The following is a 22,198-nucleotide window of genomic DNA, read 5'->3' on the forward strand; positions in this document are numbered from 1 at the left end:
TATGTTTGGTATAATTTGAATTATATTTAGATGATAAATTTATACAAAAGTGAGTTGGTAATTAAATGGGTCGAATGTTTTATACTTTGGAAAATCACAAAAGAGATATCGATGTAAAGCAATATGTATACTATATTGGATCCTATCATTACAATTGGCACGATGCCATGGAACTGTTAATTGTACTTCAGGGAGAGATTGAAGTTAGCATTAATGGTAGGAATAATATATTGGAAGAAAATGATATGATGATTATAAATAGTAACGTAGGGCACGCAACACTTGCTAGAAAACAGAATTCTATTGCAATGGTTATTCATCTCCATCCAATTTATTTTAGTTCCTATTTTAGTGATTACCATTTACTTGAGTTTAGATGCATAGCAAGTTCTAAAAACCGACATGCTGAACCTTTTAAAAAAATAAGAAGGCTTGCTGTGGAAATGATACAATTTATGGGGGGAGACTCACCAACAGAAAAATTGTGCTGCGAAAGTCTTCTTCATGAGCTTACAGCAACTTTAGTCAAATACTTTCCTCCAGAAGAGATTTCATCGACAGAAATGGCAAGTAATAAAAGAAAAAATGATGCAGTGAATCAAATGATTCGCTATATTGATAAAAATTATAGAAGTAAAATCAGTCTAGAGGAGCTCTCCAAGGTATTTGGATATAATAAGAGCTATGTTTCCCAGATTGTTAAGCTTAATCTTGGGATCAACTTTTATGAGTATCTGACAAGAATAAGGCTTAGGGAAGCTACATATGCCCTATCTAATTTGGAAGAAAAAATATCTGATATTGCTTTATCCTATGGATTTTCCGAAGTGAAATCCTTTAATACAGCCTTTAGGAACAGCTTTGGTAAAACCCCCTCAGAGTACAGAAAACAACTTTCAGAAAAAAAGCATTCGCAAAGTCTATTAACGGAAAAAAGGTATCTCGATGAAGAAGAGTTTAAAGAATTAATAAGAGGTAAGAAAGAAACGGAAATATCATCTGACCTTCTTTATCAGCGTAAAAGACAGGAAGTAAAAGAATTATTGAATAAAGAAGATTATCAAAAAATTAAAGAAATACGAAAAGAGCTTGATATTACACTCAAAAAGATAACAAAAATAGAAGAAAAACTTCTTTAATGGTTAGTTGGAAAGTTGCGTTTAATATTTGGGAAAAGTAATTGAATAGTCGTATTGTTGAAAGGAAAAGCGCTCTATTAAGTAGGGGAGGCTTTTCCTTTTTTGTATTGATAAAAAGTATTGCATACTTTTATTTATTTGTGTATATTGTATATAAAGTATATATACAATATGTTGGTGAGGGGTAATGATGCAAATAATCATTTCTAATCAATCGAAAGAACCGATTTATGAACAAATTTGTGGGCAAGTGAAAACGCAAATACTGAAAGGCGAGCTTGGGGCAGGGCAGGCTTTGCCTTCTATGCGGCAGTTAGCGAAGGATCTTGGCATCAGTGTCATTACCACAAAGCGTGCTTATGAAGAGCTTGAAAAGAATGGCTTTATTTATTCTGTAGTTGGAAAAGGATCCTTCATTTCCGAACAAAATAATGAAATGATGAAAGAACGAAAAATGAAGGTAATCGAAGAACAATTACTGTCTGCCGTGGAAAATAGTAAGGAAATAGGCATTCCACTTACTGAATTAATCGAATTACTTTCATTACTATACAGGGAGGAAAATTAATGGAGAATGTAATTGAGTTAAAAGGTGTCCATAAATCATTCGGGAGTTTTCAATTAACAGACATGAACCTAACTGTGAAAAAAGGGTTTATTACTGGGTTTATCGGGGGAAATGGGGTAGGGAAATCTACAACAATCAATTTGATGATGAATTTACTGCAACCGGACAAAGGCGACGTGAAGGTATTTGGACTTGAATATAAACAATTTGAAAAAGAAATCAAACAACGGATTGGCTTTGTTTTTGATGAGAATGTCTACTATGAACATATTACTCTTGCTCAATTACGCAAACTTCTGCGCCCTGCTTATCGTAATTGGGATGATGCATTGTTTAATGAATATGTAAGAAAATTTGAGCTACCATTAAAGAAAAAAATTAAGACATTCTCCAAAGGCATGTTAATGAAGACTTCTTTAACAGTTGCATTGTCGCATCATGCTGAACTGATTATTATGGATGAACCGACATCTGGCTTAGACCCAGTTTTTCGGCGAGAATTATTAGATATTTTACAAGAAATTATGGAAGATGGGACGAAGACGATCTTTTTCTCTACTCATATTACTTCGGATTTAGATAGAATAGCAGATTATATTACTTTCATTCATAATGGTAAACATATTTTCACAAAAGAAGCTTATCGCATTGAAGAAGATTACGCTATTGTTAAGGGTAGCATCGAGTTATTAGATCGCGATACGGAAAAAGAGTTCATTGGCCTCCGCAAATCCTCATCGGGTTTTGAAGGATTAACAGCGAACAAAAGAAGAGTACATGACGTATTTGGTGATTTAGTCGTCACTGAAAAGCCAACAATTGAAGATTTAATGTTTTATACGAAAAAGGGGGAAGAGAGGTATGTTTAACTTGCTAAAAAAAGATTTTATCTTACAAAAGAACACGATGATTTTCTTGCTACCAATTTTTATCTTATTCTTAACCCAAAATTCTTCTAGCATATGGAATGCGCTCATTTTTAGTATTGCCTTGGCGATGAATGCATTTGCCATTGATGAAAAACCGGAGATTAACAAAATGCTCAATGCATTACCTTATACAAGAAAAGAAATCGTAAGCTCAAAATATTTTGGTACACTTTTATACACCGCGTTAGTCGTTCTGGTAGTATTTGTTTGGAATATTTCAATTCATGCGACGCTTACAAGCTGGAAAGAGGCATTACTTATTTTTGGTCTTGTAATGTTGGCTATCTCTTTCCTATTTCCGTTTTCTTATCAATTTAAGAGTCAATATTTATTAATTGGTACACTAGGGTTATTTGGGGTAACTATGGTAGTAGCGAGGATTTTCGACTTGAATATGGCTGGGACTTTAATGTCTACTTTTGAGTATATGGTTTCATTAAATGGTAATGAAATACTGCTCCTCGCTGTATTAGTGAGTTTCGTTTATTTGATTTCTTGGGCTGTCTCATTGACTATTTATAGTCGTAAAGTATTCTAACTCATAATGGGGTGTTCGGAAGATGACAAAAGAGTATCTTTATAAACAACCGAAGACGATTCTTAATAAAGGAACTGGCTATCTTTCAGGCTACACACATACTCTGAATCCTTATACGGGCTGTACATTTGGCTGTGCATATTGTTATGTAAGGCAAATGCCTGTTTCCCTTTTTCGAAAAGGAGAATGGGGTGAGTGGGTCGATGTAAAAAAGGAAGCTGCTCTGTTGTTAGACAAAGAATTGAACAGGGAAAAGAAGAAAGGAACCGTCACAATCTTCATGTCTTCCAGTACGGATCCTTATCAACCGGTGGAGTATAAGGAAGAAGTCACAAGGTCACTTTTAGAAGTATTTGTTAGCAATCCAGCAGATTTTCTCCTTATTCAAACACGAAGCCCGCTTGTTACAAGGGATATTGATTTACTAAAGAAATTAGGAAACAGTGTTCGAGTCAGTATGACGATTGAGACCGATGATGAGGAAATACGTAAGCGGTTTGCAAACGAAGCACCGCCTATTCAGGCGAGAATGAATGCCTTAAAAAAACTAGCAGATGCCAATATCCCCACACAAGTAGCAGTTGCCCCCATACTGCCTAGCAGTGAGGAATTTCCCACAAAATTAAAAGAATATGTTGATCGTGTATGTATCGATGATTATTTTATGGGTGATGGCAGTGGTGGAAAACGGACAAGTCGTTTAGGGATTGAAAAGAAGTATCACGCATTAGGATTGGAAAAATGGTATCAACCGTCTGTTATCACTTGCGTAGAGAAAAGATTTAAAAAAGTTTTCCCACCAGAACAAATCTACATCAGTCAAGCAGGATTTGCCCCCTCATAACTATAAACATATATAGAGGTACACTTTAAAGATGGAGGTTAGTGATTGTGAGTTTACAATTAATAAAGGCAGCTAGAGAGGGAGATAAAGATCATTTATTAACATTGTTAAATATCGGGGCGAATATAAATGCACAAGATGACGAGGGGAATACAGCCGTTATGGCAGCGACCCAACAAAATCAAATGGAAATTGTGCAAGTGCTAATAGCGCATGGTGCAGATATCAATATTCGAAATAAACGATTAGATAATGTGCTTTTATACGCAGGTGCTGAAGGACTCCTTGAAATTGTTCAATTAGCTATCCAAGCAGGAGCCGATACAACAATCACCAATCGCTACGGTGGCATTGCCATTATTCCGGCATGTGAACGGGGGCATATTGAAGTTGTAAAGGAACTGCTCACACATTCTGATACGAATGTGAACCATATCAATGATTTGCACTGGACAGCATTACTCGAGGCCATCATTTTAAGTGATGGTGGCAAAACACATCAAGAAATTGTTCAATTGCTCATTGATCATGGAGCAGACATTACGATTACAGACAAAGATGGAGTAACACCTTTGCAACATGCGAGGGATAGAGGGTATCGAGAGATGATTGAGATATTGGAAAAGGTGAAAAAGTAAGTTAGTCAATTACTCTCTTAAAATTGTAGATAATATAAAATAAAACGATAAGCTGACTCCTCAAAAGGTGTCAGTTTTATTTGTTTTTTCCTGCGAAAGGATATTTTTATGGTCAATGGGGATGATGATGAGGCGATCTTAGTCTTAGCCAATAGACAAGCTTATCTAATAAGTCATCTGCATTTTTGACCTCATCAATGGTTACTTTCACATGTGCAACCATCATTTATTCCCAAGTTAAACTCTCTTTCATGATGGATAGAGGAAGAAATCACTGGGGTTTTTTATTTATTAGGTCATTAGAAAAGGCAGAGAATTGATGGAAATAGCCCCGGTGATCTTTGGCTCGATTGTTGAGTCTTCACTTTCTAATATAGAGAAGATATACAATGATAGATAGGAAGAGATGATGATCCATGGGCATCATCGTCCTTACCATCTTTTCAAAGGTGATGAACAGACATATCCTTAATCCGAGTTTCTTAGGGGATAGTTTTAGTTTAACTGCCACGTACGTTGTATTGACGACTGATAACGGAAAGAGGGATGTATTAAGTAATCATGCTCCTTATAATAACCAAGCTTTTTCATTGTCGTATGAGAACCTTCAAATACCTTATGATACTTGATTCTAGAGAATTTCCTTGGAATCGAATCGCAAAATAAAAAGTATTCACCTCTCACAGCCCAAACCATATACTAAAGCGAATGAGATCTAAGGAAGGCGAGTGAATGGTATGGCTGTATCATATATAGATTATCAATCACCTAATAACCAATATATGTATGACTTACGAAATAACCAACTTTTCAAAAGGGACAACCAAAACTATATTAATGCTTTAGGGAGGGATCAGCTAAACACGCTTGGGAATGTGTCAATGTTAGATATTTTTCTTAGTAAAGAGAAATATGTAGAACCTCATATTCATCAAAATGCTTCAGAACTGGTCTATTGTGTGAGTGGTTCTGCGGTCGTTTCCTTTATTAATCCCTTTACAAATGAGTTGAAAAATATACCAATTAAACCAGGACAAGTAGCAAATGTCCCTCAAGGTTTTTGGCATTATGAGGTAGCGACCGATGATAACACGCATTTATTAGCTATTTTTGATGCTCCTTATCCACAAGCTATTTATGGCTCAGATATATTGCGATTAACTCCAAGTAAAGTGATGTCTGATAACTATTGTCTTGATCAGGATAAATGGGAAGAAGCGATTTCACCTATTACTAACACAGTAATCATTGGCCCATCGGCGGATTGTCAACGACAAACAACCCAACATCAAAATCCCCATCAACACTATTACCAACCTAATTCTCAAACTCAACATACTCAACAAAAACAATTTCACCCTATTCAGTATCAACCATATGATTGAAGCTTTTAGAATTAGCTGCCTGCTGAGGCAGCTTTTTTTATTGTGGATTGATATGACAAAGTATTAGCTATAGGCAAGAATACAATCAAAAGGAAGTTGTACAAATAACATAATTATATAGATTAAAAAAAGGGAGGTTTCATCGTGTTAGTTAGTAGAGAGAAAAAGAAATATTGTCGTAAATGTAATAAAAGATACTACTCCCATTGTGATAAATGTAATATATGTTGTCCTGGGGCAATCATCATCGGTATAACTGGTATAACTGGTGTAACAGGTCCCACAGGTCCAGTTGGGATTGGGGTGACTGGTATGACTGGTGTAACGGGTCCTCCCGGTCCAGTGGGAATTGGGGTGACCGGTATGACTGGTGTAACGGGTGCAACCGGTCCAGTTGGAATAGGAGTCACCGGTTTAACGGGATCAACCGGTCCAACAGGCCCCACTGGTCCGACAGGAATAGGAGTCACCGGTCCAACTGGACCATCAGGAGGACCACCAGGGCCAACAGGAGTCACAGGTCCCACTGGTCCATTCGGTGGTCCAACAGGCCCTACTGGTCCAACCGGTCCAGCAGGAGGACCTCCGGGACCAACAGGAGCAACCGGACCGATTGGTCCCACAGGACAAACGGGTCCGACCGGTCCGACAGGAATAGGAATTACAGGCCCCACAGGACCATCAGGCGGCCCTGCTGGTCCAACAGGAGTAACGGGTCCGACCGGTCCAGCAGGAGGCCCAACCGGTCCGACTGGCCCAACCGGTCCAGCAGGCGGTCCACCAGGTCCGACAGGAGCAACTGGTCCCATAGGTCCAACGGGTCCGACTGGTCCAACTGGTCCAACTGGCCCCACAGGAATAGGTATACAAGGTCCGACGGGGGCCACCGGTCCAAGTGGTGGAGGTGGTGGAAACTTCCTTCAAACATTAACAATGGGTAGTATCAATGCAGAATTACCATTTAACGCAGGTGGAGGGAATTTTCAGGCAGTAGGTGCATTAGTATTTAATCAAACAGAGCAAACGGTATCAGAACTTTCGTGTTACATTGTTCAAGATGGCAACGTAACAGGTGATTTTCAAATGGCTATTTTAAGTCCTGTAGGCAATAATAACGCAACAGTAATTGCGGTCACACCTCTTGTTAATACAATCACACCAGGAGTATTTAACTTACCACTTGTTTCACCAGTCACATTACTAGCAGAAGAACAATATTATTTAGCTGTATATAATCAAGTAAATGGATGTAATATTGGTGCAGAAACGGCCGGTTATGCTAGTACACAAGATGCCCCTTCAATTAATTTTAGAGCACAAAATTTACAAGGGTTTTTTATTGGTCAAAACATCAATACAAGTGATGTTAGTCTACAACTATCACCATGGGTTGCAGCTCAATAAAGAAATGATGAATGAAACAATTATATGCTATGAATTCAAAGAACAAAGCTAAGATAGTCTTTGTTCTTTTTTTAATGGTAGTTTGTTATTTTCTTAATTACCATCTCATCTAAGGGTTACAGCTCAACTTGTATGCCCATATAGAACTTCTTTTCTTACTTAATATATAAGACAAGCAATCCCTTATACTTTACACGGCACCGATACCAATTTAACACTCAAAAGTTAGGTATATTACATTATTTTATAATTAATTGAGTAGAAGTAGGAAAAAAACTATGGTTTATTTGTAAAAAAATACAAAAAAAGTAAATGGTGATATATAATATGGTTATCTGAAAAACCTTCTAAAGAGAGAATGATAAAGGAAAGAAATACAAATGGAGGTGTATTGTTAATGGAGAATATCATACCCATTGCGATTATATTCCTTGTATTTGGTATTAGTTTATGTATGGTATATTGGGGAATTTCGCAGCTTTATCGGTTGTTTTTTCAACCAAAAGTACAAGATCAGCAGAAATTGCTGATGGAGATAGCAGAGCTAAAAGAAATGGTTCGTTCAATTGAAAGAGAAATGAAGCAACAAAATATCGAAAAGTAGGTTAAGAGATGACTATAATTCATGAAAAAAACAATCGCTGGATTTCACTGATTGCTGAGCCACTTCATTTAAGCTTCTATCCCTTACAAAGTGGCAAGCGGTATAAAGTAGAGCTTATTAGGCATTCAGTAACGAAGAATAAATTCATTAAAAGAGTTTCTTATGCTCAATTTATTGCAGATGAACATGGGAAAATTGACTTAGCAAGCGCAAAGCCATATGAAGGCACTTATACTGAAACGGACGCAATGGGTCTTTTTTGGTCGATGCAAATAGAAGAACAAACAGAAAATAAAAGCGAGCCGTACATAAGATTAAATCCTCATGAATATGAAATTGCTCTTTATAGAGATAATATTTGTTTAGATAAGAAAATAATAGTGAGGAAATGGTATAAAGATAAAAAAGTGGATAGTATTCCAATTAATGGTGATGGTTTGATTGGGAGATATTATTATCATCGGGATTATAAAGTAAGACCTTCCATTATAGTCGTTTCAGGTTCTGAAGGGGGGACAAACGATTTTGCAGCGAGTGCATTAACTGCATATGGCTTTAACACATTGGCTTTAGCTTATTTTGGTGAAGAAGGATTAAATGACAGATTGGTAGAGGTCCCTCTAGAACTCATTGGAAATGCAATTATTTGGTTGACGAATAGAAGGGATGCTCATCCGAACTGGATAGGAATCCATGGAACATCAAGGGGTGGTGAGCTAGCTTTGTGGTCGTCTGTCTTGTTTGATGAAATCACAGCAGCTGTCTCTCTTAATGGTTCAGCCGTTTCTTTTGCAGGCATTGTGCCATGGTCTGAAGCAAGAACGTTACCGCCTGCTTGGCATTTTCGCGGACAAGCCTTACCATATGCCTCTAAAGAAAACCCTGTAGAGGTAGCATCCTATTGTAGGGCACAATGGATGAGAGGAGGGAATCCATTATCGTACTGGTACGATTGTTTGTATGAACTCAATAAAGCCATTATCCCTATCGAAGAAACCAAAAAGGAATACTTATTGATATCTGGAAAAGAAGACGCTAATTTTCGTTCTTCTGTTTTTCATGATGTATGTACACATGAAAATATTCAAAAACATTTTTATGAAGCAGCAGGCCATGAAATCGGGATACCGTATTTACCGATTGTAGCCAATGGCTTTACCGGTGGGACAAAAGCACAAACAGCAAAAGCGAGCGTGCACTCATGGGAAGAAACAATCGATTTTTTTAGGAGAAGTTTCGCGAAAAAACTGGGGGATGAATAATCAATATGTTTGTCGGTTTAAGTTGACTTAGCCAGTGGCTGGAGGGTCGGAATTATTATATATTTATTGTATTAGGAATATTATTTATTGAAATTCGATAAATATGTTGGTAATATACAGTTATATATTTACAGAAAAGGAGTGCAATTCTTGCAAAACTTTTTCCGCATAAATGTCATTAGCTTCTGTATAGCTCTGGTATTCTATCTTCCAATAACACTAATGGCAAACGTTTATCGATTTGCACGGTTATCAGGTTTTGAAACTAGAACAATGAATATCATTATTATAAGTGCTATTTTAATCGGCTTTATTGCTATCACAGTATGGCTTATTTTTCTTATTCTTAAATGGTTTGAAAAGAGAAAGATTCATTATTGGTCGCTTCTCTTGTGGCTTCCTTATCTAGTTGTTTTCTCTTATGTAAACAACGTCTTGTTTCCTATTACTTATCCTGGAGACAGCCCTAATCCCTCTACAGGATTATTTATTCTTGCAGGCTTTTTTGTCTATCCAATATACATATTTTCTCTTAATTCTGTTGCTTGGATGAAGGACTAGAGTTAATCAATTGTTTTTGGGGAGTGAAATAATGATGAAAGAGGTTATTTATAATCACGAAGACTTATTAAAGATGCTAGATTTTAATAGAAATAAGAAGCATGGAAGTGATTTGAACAACTTAATTGCTTATTTGGCGTACCAGGTTTGTTAACAGCATTGTTTCAAAAGAAGGGATGATAACAGGTCAGTGGAAAAATGGGTCGGTGCAGCAGCAATTTGTATAAATGAAGAAAGTCAGTTACTAATGGTGCTTCAAGGCAAACCAGAAGAAGAGAAGACATGGTCTATACCGTCTGGTGGTTTAGAGGCAAATGAAGATTTAGAACATTGCTGTTTGCGTGAACTACTGGAGGAGACGGGCTATATTGGTGAGATCTGTGGTAAGGTTAAGGTCAAAAAAGATGTGCTTAAAGAATTAAATATAATCATTGAAGTCCACTATTATTTAGTGGAGATTATTGCAGGTCAAATGAGTATTCAAGACCCAGATCATCTTATTTATGATATTGCTTGGAAGGGCATCGATGAAATGTAAAGTCTATCGTTATCTTTTCCAGAGGATAGGGGATTTTTAATATACTGTATGAAATAGCAACGAACTTGCTTATTGTATCGAAAGAAAATTTAGTAGATGAATAGAGATAACTTGCGAAAGAAGGAGAAAAAAACTTTGGCGAACAAGCATTAGATAGGCTTTACAAAACATTTGGTTGCAATCGCAACCTTTTTTTATGGAAGAAATAAAAACAGGGGGGGTCATGATGGGTAATCTAAAAGGTAAAGTGGCTCTAATCACAGAAGCGAGCTCAGGTATTGGGCGTGAAACATCATAGGTGGCGCGGGAGAGAGGATTCATTATGCTGCGACTAAAGGGACTCTGGATACAATGACGATTGGAATGTCGAGGGAATTTATAGAGTACGGTATCATTGTAAACGGAGTGGCACCAGGGTTTGTTGACACCCCTTTCCATGAAAAATTTGCCCCAAAAGATGACCGGCTAAAACGCATGTCCGCCACAACATCAATTAAAATGGCTGCTAAACCGATGGAAGTAGCAGTGTGCGTCACCTTCCTCGCATCTGATCCCTTAAAATATATAGTAGGCGAAACAATCAATGCGAGTGAGGGAAGGTAAATAGTAATGAATTCAAAGCAATGGTAAATGCTATTCGTACATTATGTTTGTTTCAACCTGTGAAAAAATAAAATGTGTAACTGTTTGTGCAACTGGACTCATTTTATCAATGAATGCTTCTGCTTGCGCAAATGTTTCAAAATGCATTTTAAGCATAAAACAGGCACTTCCGGCAACGCGATAACAAAATGCGACGTTAGGCAATTTCTTAATATTATTTTTAAAAGATTGATAATCACCATTTTTCACCGTTGCTTCGATGATACATTGAATCGGCAAGCCTAATCTTTCATGATCTACTTCTAATGTATATTTTTTAATTACTCCAAATGACTCCATTTGTCTTATGCGTTCTGTGACAGAAGGGGAAGACAAATTCACTCTTCGACCAATCTCACTCATGGATAAACGGCTATTTTGATGTAATTCATTAATGATTTTCTTATCAATATCATCGATTTTCATTTTTAAAAGTGAATCCTCCTATAACGTTTAATATTAAAATAATTTGTTGCATTTTCATTTTGAATTTAATGTAAATGGGCTTTTTTATTTCTTATAATAATAAATATTATCAAGGAGGTGCTTTAAATGGCAAGAATTGTCGCATCAAATATTGGAGAAACCCCTTTTCAAAGATTATTAGGACATAATAGTGAATTATTGGATGATTGGAGCCGATTAGGTGATACGCTAGAAACAAAAGGGTTCCTATCTGCCGAATTAAAAGAACAAGTAAGGCGAGCTTTGGCACAAGGAAATGGTTGTACTTATTGTAAAGCTAAAGGTAGACCAGAACCTGACAAATATAATGAAAAAACAGCAATTTCCGTTGGATTTGCAGAAGTATTTTTAAAGAAAAAAGGGGACATTTCTCATTCATCTTTTGAGGTTTTAAAAGAAATATTTACCGTTGAGGAAATAAGTGAACTTTGTGCCTTCATTTGCTTTACAACAGCTTCTCAGTACTTTGGGGCAATGATGAATTTAGAAGGCTCTCGTTCTTGATCTTAGTCAAGAGAGTAAATTATTTAACTAATGAGCGAACTTATAAAAAATGGGGTCAAAGATTTTATACACATTTATAAAAGAAGGAGGTGGCCAAGGGTGGCCCCTTCTTTTTCTCATTTACTGGATTTCCTTTACAGCGAGGTGAAGACTAGAGTAGGTTTTTACTTTAAAACTAACGCCAAGTGAAACCATTGTCTGAGCGATTTCTGGGCGGATACCCGAGATTTTCGCTGAAATGCCGACTAATTGAAGTGCTTCAATTACATCGAATAATTGCTTGGCGACCATTGTGTCAATAATGGGTACGCCTGATAAATCAAAGATGATATGCTCTAATTCAAGATTAGAAGCAGACGTTATTGAGACATGCATCAGTTTTTGTGCACGATTTGTATCCATAATACCAATCAAAGGGATGACCCCGAGTTTTTCTGTAATTCTTACAATGGGAATTGAAAGTTCCTCGGCTGCAGATTCTGCACTAAGGATTCGCTGATTAAACTGTTTCGAGTAAGACATACTCAGCCAATAAACAGCACGATCCACTACAGCATCAAATTTTGAAATGATATCGTAAAATACATCAATACTTAGAGCGAAATCATTGGCCGTTTTCTTAATGATTTCACCGATCAGTGATCGATAGTATCTTACTTCCTCAATTGCAGTTTCAAGATTTAAGTTAAGATTTGCCCATAGATTAACCGTTTCTTTTCCCCATTCTTGTAAGGTTTCAAACGTGTGCTCTTCGGATGTTGAGATAGATTGAGCATAAATATTTATTAACTTTTCTCGCCAAAGTTTGATATCCACTTGTGTTTTATTTGTATAGGATTGATTAGCTGCTATATGTCGCTTTTCTGCTAATAAAGGTTTTTGGGCAATGATTCTTTCAGTTATTTGCTGTAAGTGTTCTTCGATTTTTATTGTCAATAGTCACAGCCTCCAATTTATGTCACTTTTAATGGTAGCATGTGTGAGAGGGATGACTCAAGAAAAAGGCAAGTGAACAACCACTAGCTACCTATAGTCACCCATATAATCTAGATTGACTTAATTGTATACATTTGTATACAATTATAATGTGCGAAGGAGGTGAGATAATGAAAGATAAACAAAGTGAATTTGAGAATCATCCTAGAGATGAGCGAAGGGGCAAAAGAAACCGCCCGCATAAAGAGGGGGCTAAAACATTTCGTAGAGGACGAGCGCTCACTTTTTTAGAGAGCTTAAGGCTCAAGGAATCAATTTTGAAGAAACAATTAACATCACCAGAATTGCAAACCATTAATCCTATATTAGTGGGAGAGTTGAAAGCAATAGATATGATTATTGAAGAATACATCAATCATTTTCATTTGAACGAATTAGCGAGTGAGTCAGAACTGAATATGGAAAAGGGGGATGAGCATGAAACAAATTAATCGATATATTGATAAGGTGTTTTATCAATACGATGAACTCTTAGAGGAGGTACTTCAATCAATTAATGAAAATGGAATGAGAGCTATTTCTGTTTCTCCTTCTACAGGGAAGCTTTTAACATTGCTCGTATCAACATCAGGAGCAAAGAATGTTCTTGAAATTGGTGCGCTCGGTGGATACAGTGGCATTTGTTTAGCACGAGGATTTGGGAAGTCGGGAGAACTAACATCATTAGAAATAGAAAAAAGCTTTGCCGAATTAGCTTCAGGCAATTTAGCTAAAGCAGGGTTTAGTGAGCAAGTATCTTATATCGTAGGTCCAGCTCTTACAAGTCTAGCAGTACTTGAAGAGGAACGGAGACAATTTGATTTCTTCTTTATTGATGCCGATAAGGAAAACTATGAAAATTATTTAATTGCTTGTATTAAGCTTGCAAAGGATGGTGCATTAATAGTCTGTGATAATGTACTTGCAAATGGTAGTGTAGCGGATGAAAGTAGTGAGCCTAAACGTTATACAGAAAATATGAAGAGATTTAATCAAATAGTCGCTAGTCATCCTCAACTAGAGTCTACTTTAATTCCAATAGGCGATGGTTTAACCATTTCAAGGGTGAAAAAATAACCCATAGATAAAAGTGCTCACCAGCTTCTTACCTCGTAAGCCGGCGCGCACTTTCTGCTTATTAATCGTAAAAAATCAAATGAATATTACTACTGGTACGAGATTTAGCGAAAAATTCTGCTTCATTTCCTCCGTCAACAAATTTACCAATACTGCGGAAAATCCCGCACTCTCCCCTTGCAATATTGCGATAGCCGACATAATCATTATAGCTTTCGGGATCGTACTCCCATAACTCTACTTTCACTTTTCCTTTTGGACCAACATAGTTATCACGGCAAATCATATAGTCGCCACCAGTAGAAGCATAAATTTCACTTTCTGCTCCGTTACTTGATAAACTCTGTTCACCTAAATAATCCCATCCACTACTAGCAGTAGCAGTAATAGGGATAAGACAAATAACTAATAATGCACATAGAGAAGCTTTTACTTTCTTCATCGCCATTCCTCTTTTCTGTTCGGATTGTAAAATAATTTCCTGTTTATCCTATCAGTATTTTATGGAAAATATGACGAATCGTATGTTATCACACTTGCTTTATCGAGTAGGATTAGCTCCCTAACCTTACGCCTCTTTTGATTGAGGGTATAAAGTTGGAATTATATTTTAGTAAAATAATCTTGTCTTTCTTATACATGCAATGACCATTAAACAATGTTATAGTCAAAGAAAAAAAGTGAGGCATATATATGTATAGATGTTCTTGGTCAAATAGCAATCAATTAATGCAGAATTACCATGATAAGGAATGGGGTATTCCTAGTAAAGATGATCGCTATTTGTTTGAAATGCTTTCATTGGAAGGTGCTCAGGCAGGTCTATCTTGGCAGATTGTTCTATCTAAAAGAGCTAACTACCATGAGGCGTTCCATAATTTTGATATTGAATATTGTGCGAGTTTAACAGACGCCGACCTATTAGCCATTAAAGAGAACCACGGTGTGATTAAGCATTTAGCCAAACTACAATCAGTTAGAAATAATGCTCGCGTTTTATTGGAAGTTCAAAAAACATACGGCAGCTTTGCAGCGTACATTTGGAGCTATGTTGATCATGTACCTTTTCAGAATGAGTGGCAATCCGAAGATCAAGTCCCTGCTCAAACGGAATTATCTAGTCAGATAAGTAAAGATTTAAAAAAGAAGGGATTTAAATTTGTAGGTCCTGTAACCATATATAGTTTTATGCAGGCTGTGGGAATGGTTAATGATCATGTGACTAATTGTATATGCTACGAACCAGTAGGAAACTAAAGGGATGGCGACTGTCATTCCTTTTTTTATGAATTCCTTACAAATAACAAAATATGCGATGCTTTTTTAACAAGTCTTTTAAATAACTACCGAGTTTAACCATTTAATTATATAAAAAATTATATAATTTGCAATTTATATATAAAATTATATAATAAATACAATTATTAAAAATGAGGTACTAGATATGGAAGAATTTAAGCAGGTTTTAGAGAGTTTTATCCCTATAGCAAAATCCACTGCAAAAATGTTTGGACCAAACTGTGAAGTCGTTATTCATGATTTGACGAACCCTCAGGCATCGGTCATGTATACAGCCAATAATCATGTAACAGGAAGAGAAGTAGGTCAATCTTTTGATCACCTGGTGAAGACTGTTTTACAATCAAAAGAATTTAAAGAAGATTATCTTGCTGGTTATACATTTGTAACAAAAGATAAACGTACTATTCGTTCTTCGACATCATTAATACGTGATTCCAAGCAAAGAGTGATTGGTGCTTTCTGCATAAATTTTGATGTGGAAGCATTGAACCAACTGCAACAATTTATGAGTACATTTCTTCCCGCACAAGTTAATGTTCCAGAAAAGGAAACTAAATCGGATGATAATATTGAGAATGTGGAAGAAATAGTAAATCAATTGATTGAACAAATCATTCAAAATAGTCTACATCCTGTCATGAAACGCAACCAAAAAATTGAGTTAATAAGGTTTATGGACGAAAAAGGCATTTTTTTAATGAAAGGATCTGTTGAGAAAGTCGCATCCTTGTTAGGAATTTCTAAAGTGACTGTTTATAGTTATTTAGATGAAATTAAAAATAAATCAAGTAAAGGAGAAGTAAATGAAAAAGATCTTTGAAGTAGGAAATTTAAAATCAAATGGGCACTATGCTTTAGCAACGGTACATCAGAACACCGTTTATATATCAGGACAATTTGCCGTTAATCCAGAAACCTGTGAAAAAGAATTTGGCCCAATTGAAGAAGAAACTTTGCAGGCACTTAAGAATGTGGAAATGATTGTAGAAGAAGCTGGAAGTACAAAAGAGCAGATTTTGCGTTTAACAGTATATATTCCAGATGTGAAATTATGGGATAAAGTAGATGCGGTTTATAAGGTATTTTTTGGTGAACATAAACCAGCTCGTACCGTAGTACCTACAAAAGAATTACATTTCGGATTCAAAGTTGAAATAGATGCCATTGCGTATATTTAATCATATTTTTTTATCAGTTTCATATAAAAAAATCTATTTTATATAAAAATTTTCGAAGGGTCGGAAGTATTAATGGAACAATTTATTTGTAACAGCTGTGAAAAAAATTATGAGATGACGTCAACTATATGGAAATGTGAATGTGGTGGTGTATTAAATATAGTAAAAGATACCCCAAGAGTTGATATGACAGCTTGGAATAATTATCCTAACTCATTATGGCGTTACTTTGAAACCATGCCTTTTTCAAAGGATTCAAAGACATGGGAATCCGTTACAATGGGGGAAGGTCAATCACCTTTAATCGTTTTGGATCCTATAGAGCCAAATGTGTATGTAAAAGTTGATTATATGATGCCTACCCTATCTTTTAAAGATCGCGGGGCCGTTGTTTTGATGGCAAAGGCAAAGGAATTAGGGGTTACAAAAGTAATTGCTGATAGTAGTGGTAATGCAGGTACAGCAATTGCAGCTTATGCAGCACGTTGTAATATTGCTTGTGATATATATCTAAGTGATGAGACTTCACCCAAAAAGATAGCTCAAATAAAAGCACATGGAGCATCGATTAAAGAAATTCATGGTACTCGTGAGGAAATTGCAGCCGCTGCACAAAATGCCGTAGATAGTGAAAAAGTTTTTTACGCAAGCCACGTGTATAATCCATATTTTTATGAAGGCACGAAAACATATGCCTATGAAATTTATGAACAACTTAGTGGGGTGCCTGATACACTAATTATTCCGGTCGGAAACGGCACACTTCTCCTTGGTGCTTATTATGGCTTTAAGGAGTTATTTGAAAATGGATTAATTGATCACATGCCTAAGATCGTTGCCATTCAAGCAGAGAATTGTGCACCCCTTGTGAAAGCTTACCAAAACGGGAAAGAATCAGCACAACCTATAAAAAATAGAGGCACTTTAGCTGAAGGGATAGCTATTGCTGCTCCAGCTCGTTCTAAACAAATTTTAGAAGCTGTACGAAATACGAATGGCACTTTTATTCAAGTTAAAGAAGATGAAATTCTAAATGCACGAGCAAAACTTAGTGAGAAAGGGTTTTATGTGGAAGTAACATCAGCAGTAAACTATGCGGGATACATGAAGTATAAAAAGAAAGCAGAAGAAAAAATAGTCATACCGCTTTGTGGAGCAGGAATTAAATCAAAATAAAACCAGACGATTATCAAGATGAATAGACTAAGTAGAGCTTTTATAGGGAAAAGGGTTTTCAGCAGGTGGAACAATAGGTCAGATAATAAATCAATTGAAAGGATTTAATGAATGAAAAAAAGATGGCTAGGGTAGGGAAATGGATTATCATAACGTAAAAAAAGAGGCTTATTCTTAAAGAATAACAGAGACGTGAAGGTACTAAATTAAAGATAGAAAAAGACGTAAAAAGAGGTGAACAAAGAATGACCGAACGACTGGTGCCGCTCTCTCGTTTATCGGATAGAATCAAAATCGAACCGTACTACTACAAAATGGGACTAAACGGGACTTATAACGAATGCTATGTGAGAAGTGAGATTGCTACTCAACTTTTGAAAGTAGTTACTTTTCTACCGGAAGGAATCGGGGTACACGTATGGGATGGGTGGCGCTCTTTTGATACACAGCTTGCCATTTATGAAGCGACAAAGAAGGAATTAATGCTAAAGGGGTTCCAAGGTGTTTCTTTAGAAAGGGAACTAACAAAATATGTGGCTAAGCCTACAAAAGATATTGATCATCCTTCTCCGCATTTAAGTGGTGGAGCAGTTGACCTTACCTTATTTGATGGCAATGGGCCCTTACCAATGGGAAGTGAATTTGATGAATTTCATGAAAGGTCGCAGTTAGATTATTTTGAGGGAAAAAAAACATTGACCTCTCTCGAAAATATATACCTAGCCAATAGAAAACTATTAAAAAGAACGATGTTGAATGCTGGTTTTATCTCGAATATAGATGAGTGGTGGCATTATGAATATGGAACAAAAAGCTGGGCAAATAAGGTTGGAGCAAAAAAATATTTTAAAGGGATATTAGAAATTTAATATTTTCCATTTACTTCCATTTGACACTATACCTGTAGGGGTATATGATGGTTGTTGTAAGGAGGGAGGCATTAATGAAATATAATCGACAAATGATCAACCGTGTAAAAAGAATGGAAGGACAATTACGCGGTATCGTAAAAATGATGGAAGATAATAAAGATTGTCGGGAAATTGTAACACAACTCTCAGCTGTTCGTTCTGCAGCAGATCGGACGATTGGTTTAATCGTCAGCAATAATTTAGTTGAATGCGTACTAAATGGGACTGAAGGATCAAGTAATGAAGAAATGGTAAAAGAGGCGGTATCGATGTTAGTAAAAAGTAGATAGAGTTCTCTTGACAATATATTTTTTTATCTTTTATTATACCTATAGGGGTATGTGTATATCAAAAAGGAGGAAATAATAATGAATGCAAACAAAGTATTAGATGCCAAAGGGCTGGCGTGTCCCATGCCGATTGTGAAAACGAAAAAGGCAATGAATGACATGGAAAGTGGTGAGGTTTTAGAAATTCACGCAACAGATAAAGGAGCAAAGAGTGATCTAACAGCATGGGCTAAATCTGGTGGCCATGAATTAGTCGATCATACTGAAGAAAATAATGTTTTTAAATTTTGGATTAAAAAAGGGTAAGAAGGAGGCTATTATGGTAGAAAAGAAAAAAACAACCATTATCTTATTTAGTGGGGACTATGATAAAGCTATGGCTGCTTATATTATTGCTAATGGTGCAGCAGCTTACGATCATGAAGTAACAATTTTTCACACTTTTTGGGGATTAAATGCTTTAAGAAAAGAAGAGTTAGTACCAGTAAAAAAAGGTTTTATGGAAAAGATGTTTGCAAAAATGATGCCTAGAGGTGCCGATAATATGGGGCTATCTAATATGCACTTTGCAGGTATGGGCCCAAAATTAATTAAAAATGTGATGAAAAAACATAATGCAGTCCCTCTCCCTAATTTAATTGAAATGGCACAAGAACAGGATATCAAACTGGTTGCTTGTACAATGACAATGGATTTGTTGGGGTTACAACAGGAGGAACTATTAGACGGTATTGAGTATGCAGGTGTAGCTGCTTATTTAGCCGATGCTGAAGATGGGAATGTGAATTTATTTATCTAATCAATAGGGGGATATGAAATGGAAATAATCAATGATGTCCTTTTATTCTTTATTACTGCCTTTTTTCTTACACGTTTTATTTCAGTGAAAGGAATAAAGCAGATTTCAACTGCCGATTTACGAATGGTGTTAAAAGATAAGGAAAAACAGTTTGTTGATGTACGAACTCATTCAGAGTTTAAAGGTAGATCTATTCCTTCATTCCAAAAGATCCGTTGCAGCAATTGAAGAAACTAGGGTATACAAAAATCACAAATATAAAGGGCGGGATGAATGCCTGGTAAGAGAGGAGTTTTATTATGATTCAAGTATCACCAGAAAGTGTTAAAGACCTCTTACAAAACAACCATGATGTGAGCATTGTGGATGTAAGAGAAGTGGAAGAAGTAGAACAAGGAAAAATTCCATCAGCCATTCATATACCATTACGATTATTGGAGTTCCGAATGCATGAATTAGATAAATCAAAAGATTATATAATGGTTTGTCGTTCAGGGGCAAGAAGTGGGCAAGCAACAGCTTTATTAGAACAACATGGTTATCGTGTGAAGAACATGTCAGGTGGAATGCTCGCATGGGATGGCAAGGTAATATAATTTTTTTTACATTTAAATATACCCATGTAGGTATATAAGGAGGGCCAAAGATGAATGAAGTGAAAGCAAATCAAACAGTCGACGCAAAAGGGTTAGCTTGTCCGATGCCAATTGTCCGGACAAAAAAGGCCATGAAGGAATTAGAGGCAGGGCAGGTAATGGAAATTCTAGCAACTGACAAAGGGTCTAAAGCTGACCTCAAAGCTTGGTCTGAAAGTACAGGACATCAATATCTAGGTACTGTAGAGGAAGGGGAAGTACTAAAGCATTATGTTCGTAAGGCTTCTGAATATGAGGAACAACCAGAACGGCACCATCCACATGTCATTAAGAATGATGAGCTGACAGAGAAAATCGCTAAGGGGGAGTCTTTACAGATTCTAGATGTTCGAGAAGAAGCAGAGTATGCTTTTGGTCACATACCTGGTGCGCTATCTGTGCCTTTTGGACGTTTGCAGCAAGAACTAAATAAACTTAATCAAGATGAGCCTATTTATGTTATTTGTCGTACCGGTAACCGAAGTGATATGGCGGCACAACTTTTAGAAAGTAAGGAATTTAAAGCAGTCAATGTTGTGCCAGGTATGAATAGCTGGAGTGGGAAAGTGGAAGGAATTTAAATAATCAATGAATCATGGTAGTAACACAAAAAATTTTGAAATAATAAATACCATTGGGGGTATAATGATGTCTTTTAAAAAAATGAAAGCAAGTGAATTAACAACGATGATAGTTAATAAAGAGCCATTATTTATTCTAGATGTTCGTAATGAAGCTGATTTTCAAGATTGGAAGGTAGAAGGTCATGATTTTAACTACTTGAATATACCTTACTTTGAACTATTAGACGGTGTAGAAGGCATTATTGAGCAGCTGCCTAAAGATCAAGTTATCTTAGTTGTATGTGCGAAAGAAGGCTCTTCCATAATGGTGGCGGAAATGCTATCAGATGAAGGGCTGGAAGTCAGTTATTTAGAAGGTGGAATGAAAGCATGGAGTGAGCATTTAGAGCCTGTTAAAGTAGGGGAATTGAGTACAGGAGGAGAAATGTATCAATTCGTTCGTATGGGTAAAGGCTGTCTTTCTTATATGGTCATTTCAGATGGTGAAGCAGCAATTATCGATGCTACGAGAATGATAGATGTATATCTTGATTTTGCCAAAGAAAAAAAGGTGAAAATTACGCATGTTTTTGATACGCATTTACATGCAGACCATATTTCTGGCGGACGTGACATCGCAGCAAAGATGGACGCTGTTTATTGGTTACCACCCAAAGATGCAGAAGAAGTAACATTCAATTATGCCAAACTAGAAGATGGTAGTGAAGTGAAAATTGGAGAAACATCTATCAATATTCATGCCCTTTATTCACCGGGACATACCATTGGCTCGACTTCATTTGTCGTAGATGAACGCTATTTATTAACAGGTGATATATTGTTTATTGATTCTATCGGTAGACCCGATTTAGCTGGGCTTGCAGATGACTGGGTTGGAGATTTACGTGAGAGTTTATATAAGCGATATAAACAACTATCAAGTGAACTCATCGTTTTACCTGCCCATTTTATGATGATTGATGAATTGAATGATGATGGCAGTGTGGCCGGGAAGTTAGGTGTGCTTTTTAAACAGAACCATGGGTTAAATATTGAGGATGAAAGTGAATTTAGAAAGATTGTCACTGAAAATCTCCCACCGCAACCCAATGCGTATCAAGAAATACGTCAAACAAATATGGGGAAAATCACTCCAGATAATGATAAACAAAGAGAGATGGAGATTGGACCCAATCGCTGTGCGGTGAGATAAAGAAATATTCATATAGAGGGACCGGAGATGGGTCCCTTTTTTAGGTCAGCTTTAAGGA

Annotated in this window: 33 protein-coding genes; 30 read left to right on the top strand and 3 right to left on the bottom strand. The window is 36.4% G+C overall.

Features of this window, described 5'->3' with window-relative positions:
• Window positions 1-74: 74 nt before the first annotated feature.
• The 15 genes from LCM23_RS00975 (at window position 75) to LCM23_RS01040 (ending at window position 11,013) form a co-directional block, all read left to right on the top strand.
• A complete protein-coding gene (locus LCM23_RS00975) occupies window positions 75-1,139 on the top strand; it encodes a helix-turn-helix domain-containing protein (RefSeq protein ID WP_224935710.1) in 1,065 nt (354 codons plus the stop codon).
• A gap of 190 nt (window positions 1,140-1,329) precedes the next feature.
• Window positions 1,330-1,707: a GntR family transcriptional regulator gene (locus LCM23_RS00980; RefSeq protein ID WP_224934739.1), complete on the top strand. Its 378-nt coding sequence runs from the start codon at window positions 1,330-1,332 to the stop codon at window positions 1,705-1,707.
• Window positions 1,707-2,576: an ABC transporter ATP-binding protein gene (locus tag LCM23_RS00985; RefSeq protein WP_224934741.1), complete on the top strand. Its 870-nt coding sequence runs from the start codon at window positions 1,707-1,709 to the stop codon at window positions 2,574-2,576. Before LCM23_RS00980 ends, LCM23_RS00985 begins: the two co-directional genes overlap by 1 nt.
• Window positions 2,569-3,174 (top strand): ABC-2 transporter permease, encoded by a 606-nt coding sequence (locus LCM23_RS00990; RefSeq protein WP_224934743.1) that lies wholly within the window; start codon window positions 2,569-2,571, stop codon window positions 3,172-3,174. The genes LCM23_RS00985 and LCM23_RS00990 overlap by 8 nt, the downstream gene beginning before the upstream one ends.
• 22 nt (window positions 3,175-3,196) lie before the next feature.
• Window positions 3,197-4,018, top strand: coding sequence for an SPL family radical SAM protein (locus tag LCM23_RS00995; RefSeq protein ID WP_224934745.1), 822 nt, complete (start codon window positions 3,197-3,199; stop codon window positions 4,016-4,018).
• A gap of 47 nt (window positions 4,019-4,065) precedes the next feature.
• Window positions 4,066-4,656, top strand: coding sequence for an ankyrin repeat domain-containing protein (locus LCM23_RS01000; protein WP_224934747.1), 591 nt, complete (start codon window positions 4,066-4,068; stop codon window positions 4,654-4,656).
• 416 nt (window positions 4,657-5,072) lie between these two features.
• On the top strand, window positions 5,073-5,285 hold the full coding sequence (locus LCM23_RS01005) for a hypothetical protein (RefSeq protein WP_224934749.1): 213 nt from the start codon (window positions 5,073-5,075) through the stop codon (window positions 5,283-5,285).
• Between the two features lie 108 nt (window positions 5,286-5,393).
• Window positions 5,394-6,041 (top strand): cupin domain-containing protein, encoded by a 648-nt coding sequence (locus LCM23_RS01010; RefSeq protein ID WP_224934751.1) that lies wholly within the window; start codon window positions 5,394-5,396, stop codon window positions 6,039-6,041.
• A gap of 144 nt (window positions 6,042-6,185) precedes the next feature.
• Window positions 6,186-7,445, top strand: coding sequence for a collagen-like domain-containing protein (locus LCM23_RS01015; RefSeq protein WP_224934753.1), 1,260 nt, complete (start codon window positions 6,186-6,188; stop codon window positions 7,443-7,445).
• Between the two features lie 397 nt (window positions 7,446-7,842).
• Complete coding sequence (locus LCM23_RS01020; protein WP_224934755.1) at window positions 7,843-8,049, top strand: hypothetical protein; 207 nt, start codon at window positions 7,843-7,845, stop codon at window positions 8,047-8,049.
• Window positions 8,050-8,057: 8 nt separating this feature from the next.
• On the top strand, window positions 8,058-9,311 hold the full coding sequence (locus tag LCM23_RS01025; RefSeq protein ID WP_224934758.1) for an acyl-CoA thioesterase/bile acid-CoA:amino acid N-acyltransferase family protein: 1,254 nt from the start codon (window positions 8,058-8,060) through the stop codon (window positions 9,309-9,311).
• A gap of 150 nt (window positions 9,312-9,461) precedes the next feature.
• A complete protein-coding gene (locus LCM23_RS01030; protein ID WP_224934761.1) occupies window positions 9,462-9,872 on the top strand; it encodes a hypothetical protein in 411 nt (136 codons plus the stop codon).
• Between the two features lie 31 nt (window positions 9,873-9,903).
• Complete coding sequence (locus tag LCM23_RS25795) at window positions 9,904-10,026, top strand: hypothetical protein (RefSeq protein ID WP_263624086.1); 123 nt, start codon at window positions 9,904-9,906, stop codon at window positions 10,024-10,026.
• A gap of 36 nt (window positions 10,027-10,062) precedes the next feature.
• Complete coding sequence (locus tag LCM23_RS01035; RefSeq protein WP_224934763.1) at window positions 10,063-10,410, top strand: NUDIX hydrolase; 348 nt, start codon at window positions 10,063-10,065, stop codon at window positions 10,408-10,410.
• A 315-nt stretch (window positions 10,411-10,725) separates the two neighbouring features.
• Window positions 10,726-11,013 (top strand): SDR family NAD(P)-dependent oxidoreductase, encoded by a 288-nt coding sequence (locus tag LCM23_RS01040; protein WP_224935711.1) that lies wholly within the window; start codon window positions 10,726-10,728, stop codon window positions 11,011-11,013.
• A gap of 30 nt (window positions 11,014-11,043) precedes the next feature.
• On the opposite strand, the gene LCM23_RS01045 is transcribed toward LCM23_RS01040, so the two are convergent.
• Entirely contained in the window at window positions 11,044-11,478 is a 435-nt protein-coding gene (locus LCM23_RS01045; protein WP_224934765.1) for an Lrp/AsnC family transcriptional regulator, read from the bottom strand.
• Window positions 11,479-11,604: 126 nt separating this feature from the next.
• On the opposite strand from LCM23_RS01045, the gene LCM23_RS01050 reads away from it, so the two are divergent.
• Window positions 11,605-12,021, top strand: a complete 417-nt coding sequence (locus LCM23_RS01050; protein WP_224934767.1) for a carboxymuconolactone decarboxylase family protein — start codon at window positions 11,605-11,607, stop codon at window positions 12,019-12,021.
• A gap of 120 nt (window positions 12,022-12,141) precedes the next feature.
• Here LCM23_RS01050 and LCM23_RS01055 read toward each other — a convergent pair whose 3' ends face one another.
• Window positions 12,142-12,957, bottom strand: a complete 816-nt coding sequence (locus LCM23_RS01055; protein ID WP_224934769.1) for an STAS domain-containing protein — start codon at window positions 12,955-12,957, stop codon at window positions 12,142-12,144.
• A 170-nt stretch (window positions 12,958-13,127) separates the two neighbouring features.
• Between LCM23_RS01055 and LCM23_RS01060 the strand changes: the two genes are divergently transcribed.
• Entirely contained in the window at window positions 13,128-13,448 is a 321-nt protein-coding gene (locus LCM23_RS01060; RefSeq protein WP_224934771.1) for a hypothetical protein, read from the top strand.
• Window positions 13,435-14,073: an O-methyltransferase gene (locus LCM23_RS01065; RefSeq protein WP_224934773.1), complete on the top strand. Its 639-nt coding sequence runs from the start codon at window positions 13,435-13,437 to the stop codon at window positions 14,071-14,073. The genes LCM23_RS01060 and LCM23_RS01065 overlap by 14 nt, the downstream gene beginning before the upstream one ends.
• Before the next feature lie 61 nt (window positions 14,074-14,134).
• On the opposite strand, the gene LCM23_RS01070 is transcribed toward LCM23_RS01065, so the two are convergent.
• The gene (locus LCM23_RS01070) at window positions 14,135-14,515 is read right to left on the bottom strand and encodes a hypothetical protein (RefSeq protein ID WP_224934775.1); all 381 of its coding nucleotides are present in this window, start codon (window positions 14,513-14,515) and stop codon (window positions 14,135-14,137) included.
• A 251-nt stretch (window positions 14,516-14,766) separates the two neighbouring features.
• Between LCM23_RS01070 and LCM23_RS01075 the strand changes: the two genes are divergently transcribed.
• From LCM23_RS01075 to LCM23_RS01130, 12 genes are all read left to right on the top strand, one after another.
• On the top strand, window positions 14,767-15,330 hold the full coding sequence (locus tag LCM23_RS01075) for a DNA-3-methyladenine glycosylase I (protein ID WP_224934777.1): 564 nt from the start codon (window positions 14,767-14,769) through the stop codon (window positions 15,328-15,330).
• Window positions 15,331-15,517: 187 nt separating this feature from the next.
• Window positions 15,518-16,195, top strand: a complete 678-nt coding sequence (locus tag LCM23_RS01080; RefSeq protein ID WP_224934779.1) for a helix-turn-helix transcriptional regulator — start codon at window positions 15,518-15,520, stop codon at window positions 16,193-16,195.
• A complete protein-coding gene (locus LCM23_RS01085) occupies window positions 16,179-16,553 on the top strand; it encodes a RidA family protein (protein WP_224934781.1) in 375 nt (124 codons plus the stop codon). The genes LCM23_RS01080 and LCM23_RS01085 overlap by 17 nt, the downstream gene beginning before the upstream one ends.
• A gap of 72 nt (window positions 16,554-16,625) precedes the next feature.
• Entirely contained in the window at window positions 16,626-17,729 is a 1,104-nt protein-coding gene (locus tag LCM23_RS01090; protein ID WP_224934783.1) for a threonine synthase, read from the top strand.
• Window positions 17,730-17,974: 245 nt separating this feature from the next.
• A complete protein-coding gene (locus tag LCM23_RS01095; RefSeq protein WP_224934785.1) occupies window positions 17,975-18,598 on the top strand; it encodes a M15 family metallopeptidase in 624 nt (207 codons plus the stop codon).
• Between the two features lie 74 nt (window positions 18,599-18,672).
• A complete protein-coding gene (locus tag LCM23_RS01100; RefSeq protein ID WP_095370364.1) occupies window positions 18,673-18,930 on the top strand; it encodes a metal-sensitive transcriptional regulator in 258 nt (85 codons plus the stop codon).
• A gap of 78 nt (window positions 18,931-19,008) precedes the next feature.
• Window positions 19,009-19,236 carry a sulfurtransferase TusA family protein gene (locus tag LCM23_RS01105; RefSeq protein WP_224934787.1) on the top strand — a complete coding sequence of 76 codons (228 nt, stop codon included), beginning with the start codon at window positions 19,009-19,011 and terminating at the stop codon, window positions 19,234-19,236.
• Window positions 19,237-19,249: 13 nt separating this feature from the next.
• Window positions 19,250-19,729, top strand: coding sequence for a DsrE/DsrF/DrsH-like family protein (locus LCM23_RS01110; protein WP_095370362.1), 480 nt, complete (start codon window positions 19,250-19,252; stop codon window positions 19,727-19,729).
• An 18-nt stretch (window positions 19,730-19,747) separates the two neighbouring features.
• Window positions 19,748-19,957 carry a rhodanese-like domain-containing protein gene (locus LCM23_RS01115; RefSeq protein ID WP_289432995.1) on the top strand — a complete coding sequence of 70 codons (210 nt, stop codon included), beginning with the start codon at window positions 19,748-19,750 and terminating at the stop codon, window positions 19,955-19,957.
• Between the two features lie 71 nt (window positions 19,958-20,028).
• A complete protein-coding gene (locus tag LCM23_RS01120) occupies window positions 20,029-20,325 on the top strand; it encodes a rhodanese-like domain-containing protein (protein WP_224934790.1) in 297 nt (98 codons plus the stop codon).
• 50 nt (window positions 20,326-20,375) lie between these two features.
• On the top strand, window positions 20,376-20,945 hold the full coding sequence (locus LCM23_RS01125) for a sulfurtransferase TusA family protein (RefSeq protein WP_224934792.1): 570 nt from the start codon (window positions 20,376-20,378) through the stop codon (window positions 20,943-20,945).
• Window positions 20,946-21,012: 67 nt separating this feature from the next.
• A complete protein-coding gene (locus LCM23_RS01130) occupies window positions 21,013-22,140 on the top strand; it encodes an MBL fold metallo-hydrolase (protein ID WP_224934794.1) in 1,128 nt (375 codons plus the stop codon).
• Window positions 22,141-22,198: the final 58 nt, after the last annotated feature.

The organism is Cytobacillus kochii (assembly GCF_020171845.1).
GTDB lineage: Bacteria > Bacillota > Bacilli > Bacillales > Cytobacillaceae > Cytobacillus > Cytobacillus kochii.

Bases quoted from the DNA above. Each gene is read 5' to 3' on its own strand.
- LCM23_RS00975 (WP_224935710.1), top strand. From the start codon at position 75: ATGTTTTATACTTTGGAAAATCACAAAAGAGATATCGATGTAAAGCAA.
- LCM23_RS00980 (WP_224934739.1), top strand. From the start codon at position 1,330: ATGCAAATAATCATTTCTAATCAATCGAAAGAACCGATTTATGAACAA.
- LCM23_RS00985 (WP_224934741.1), top strand. From the start codon at position 1,707: ATGGAGAATGTAATTGAGTTAAAAGGTGTCCATAAATCATTCGGGAGT.
- LCM23_RS00990 (WP_224934743.1), top strand. From the start codon at position 2,569: ATGTTTAACTTGCTAAAAAAAGATTTTATCTTACAAAAGAACACGATG.
- LCM23_RS00995 (WP_224934745.1), top strand. From the start codon at position 3,197: ATGACAAAAGAGTATCTTTATAAACAACCGAAGACGATTCTTAATAAA.
- LCM23_RS01005 (WP_224934749.1), top strand. From the start codon at position 5,073: ATGGGCATCATCGTCCTTACCATCTTTTCAAAGGTGATGAACAGACAT.
- LCM23_RS01010 (WP_224934751.1), top strand. From the start codon at position 5,394: ATGGCTGTATCATATATAGATTATCAATCACCTAATAACCAATATATG.
- LCM23_RS01020 (WP_224934755.1), top strand. From the start codon at position 7,843: ATGGAGAATATCATACCCATTGCGATTATATTCCTTGTATTTGGTATT.
- LCM23_RS01025 (WP_224934758.1), top strand. From the start codon at position 8,058: ATGACTATAATTCATGAAAAAAACAATCGCTGGATTTCACTGATTGCT.
- LCM23_RS25795 (WP_263624086.1), top strand. From the start codon at position 9,904: ATGATGAAAGAGGTTATTTATAATCACGAAGACTTATTAAAGATGCTA.
- LCM23_RS01045 (WP_224934765.1), bottom strand. From the start codon at position 11,478: ATGAAAATCGATGATATTGATAAGAAAATCATTAATGAATTACATCAA.
- LCM23_RS01050 (WP_224934767.1), top strand. From the start codon at position 11,605: ATGGCAAGAATTGTCGCATCAAATATTGGAGAAACCCCTTTTCAAAGA.
- LCM23_RS01060 (WP_224934771.1), top strand. From the start codon at position 13,128: ATGAAAGATAAACAAAGTGAATTTGAGAATCATCCTAGAGATGAGCGA.
- LCM23_RS01065 (WP_224934773.1), top strand. From the start codon at position 13,435: ATGAAACAAATTAATCGATATATTGATAAGGTGTTTTATCAATACGAT.
- LCM23_RS01070 (WP_224934775.1), bottom strand. From the start codon at position 14,515: ATGAAGAAAGTAAAAGCTTCTCTATGTGCATTATTAGTTATTTGTCTT.
- LCM23_RS01075 (WP_224934777.1), top strand. From the start codon at position 14,767: ATGTATAGATGTTCTTGGTCAAATAGCAATCAATTAATGCAGAATTAC.
- LCM23_RS01080 (WP_224934779.1), top strand. From the start codon at position 15,518: ATGGAAGAATTTAAGCAGGTTTTAGAGAGTTTTATCCCTATAGCAAAA.
- LCM23_RS01085 (WP_224934781.1), top strand. From the start codon at position 16,179: ATGAAAAAGATCTTTGAAGTAGGAAATTTAAAATCAAATGGGCACTAT.
- LCM23_RS01090 (WP_224934783.1), top strand. From the start codon at position 16,626: ATGGAACAATTTATTTGTAACAGCTGTGAAAAAAATTATGAGATGACG.
- LCM23_RS01095 (WP_224934785.1), top strand. From the start codon at position 17,975: ATGACCGAACGACTGGTGCCGCTCTCTCGTTTATCGGATAGAATCAAA.
- LCM23_RS01100 (WP_095370364.1), top strand. From the start codon at position 18,673: ATGAAATATAATCGACAAATGATCAACCGTGTAAAAAGAATGGAAGGA.
- LCM23_RS01105 (WP_224934787.1), top strand. From the start codon at position 19,009: ATGAATGCAAACAAAGTATTAGATGCCAAAGGGCTGGCGTGTCCCATG.
- LCM23_RS01110 (WP_095370362.1), top strand. From the start codon at position 19,250: ATGGTAGAAAAGAAAAAAACAACCATTATCTTATTTAGTGGGGACTAT.
- LCM23_RS01115 (WP_289432995.1), top strand. From the start codon at position 19,748: ATGGAAATAATCAATGATGTCCTTTTATTCTTTATTACTGCCTTTTTT.
- LCM23_RS01120 (WP_224934790.1), top strand. From the start codon at position 20,029: ATGATTCAAGTATCACCAGAAAGTGTTAAAGACCTCTTACAAAACAAC.
- LCM23_RS01125 (WP_224934792.1), top strand. From the start codon at position 20,376: ATGAATGAAGTGAAAGCAAATCAAACAGTCGACGCAAAAGGGTTAGCT.
- LCM23_RS01130 (WP_224934794.1), top strand. From the start codon at position 21,013: ATGTCTTTTAAAAAAATGAAAGCAAGTGAATTAACAACGATGATAGTT.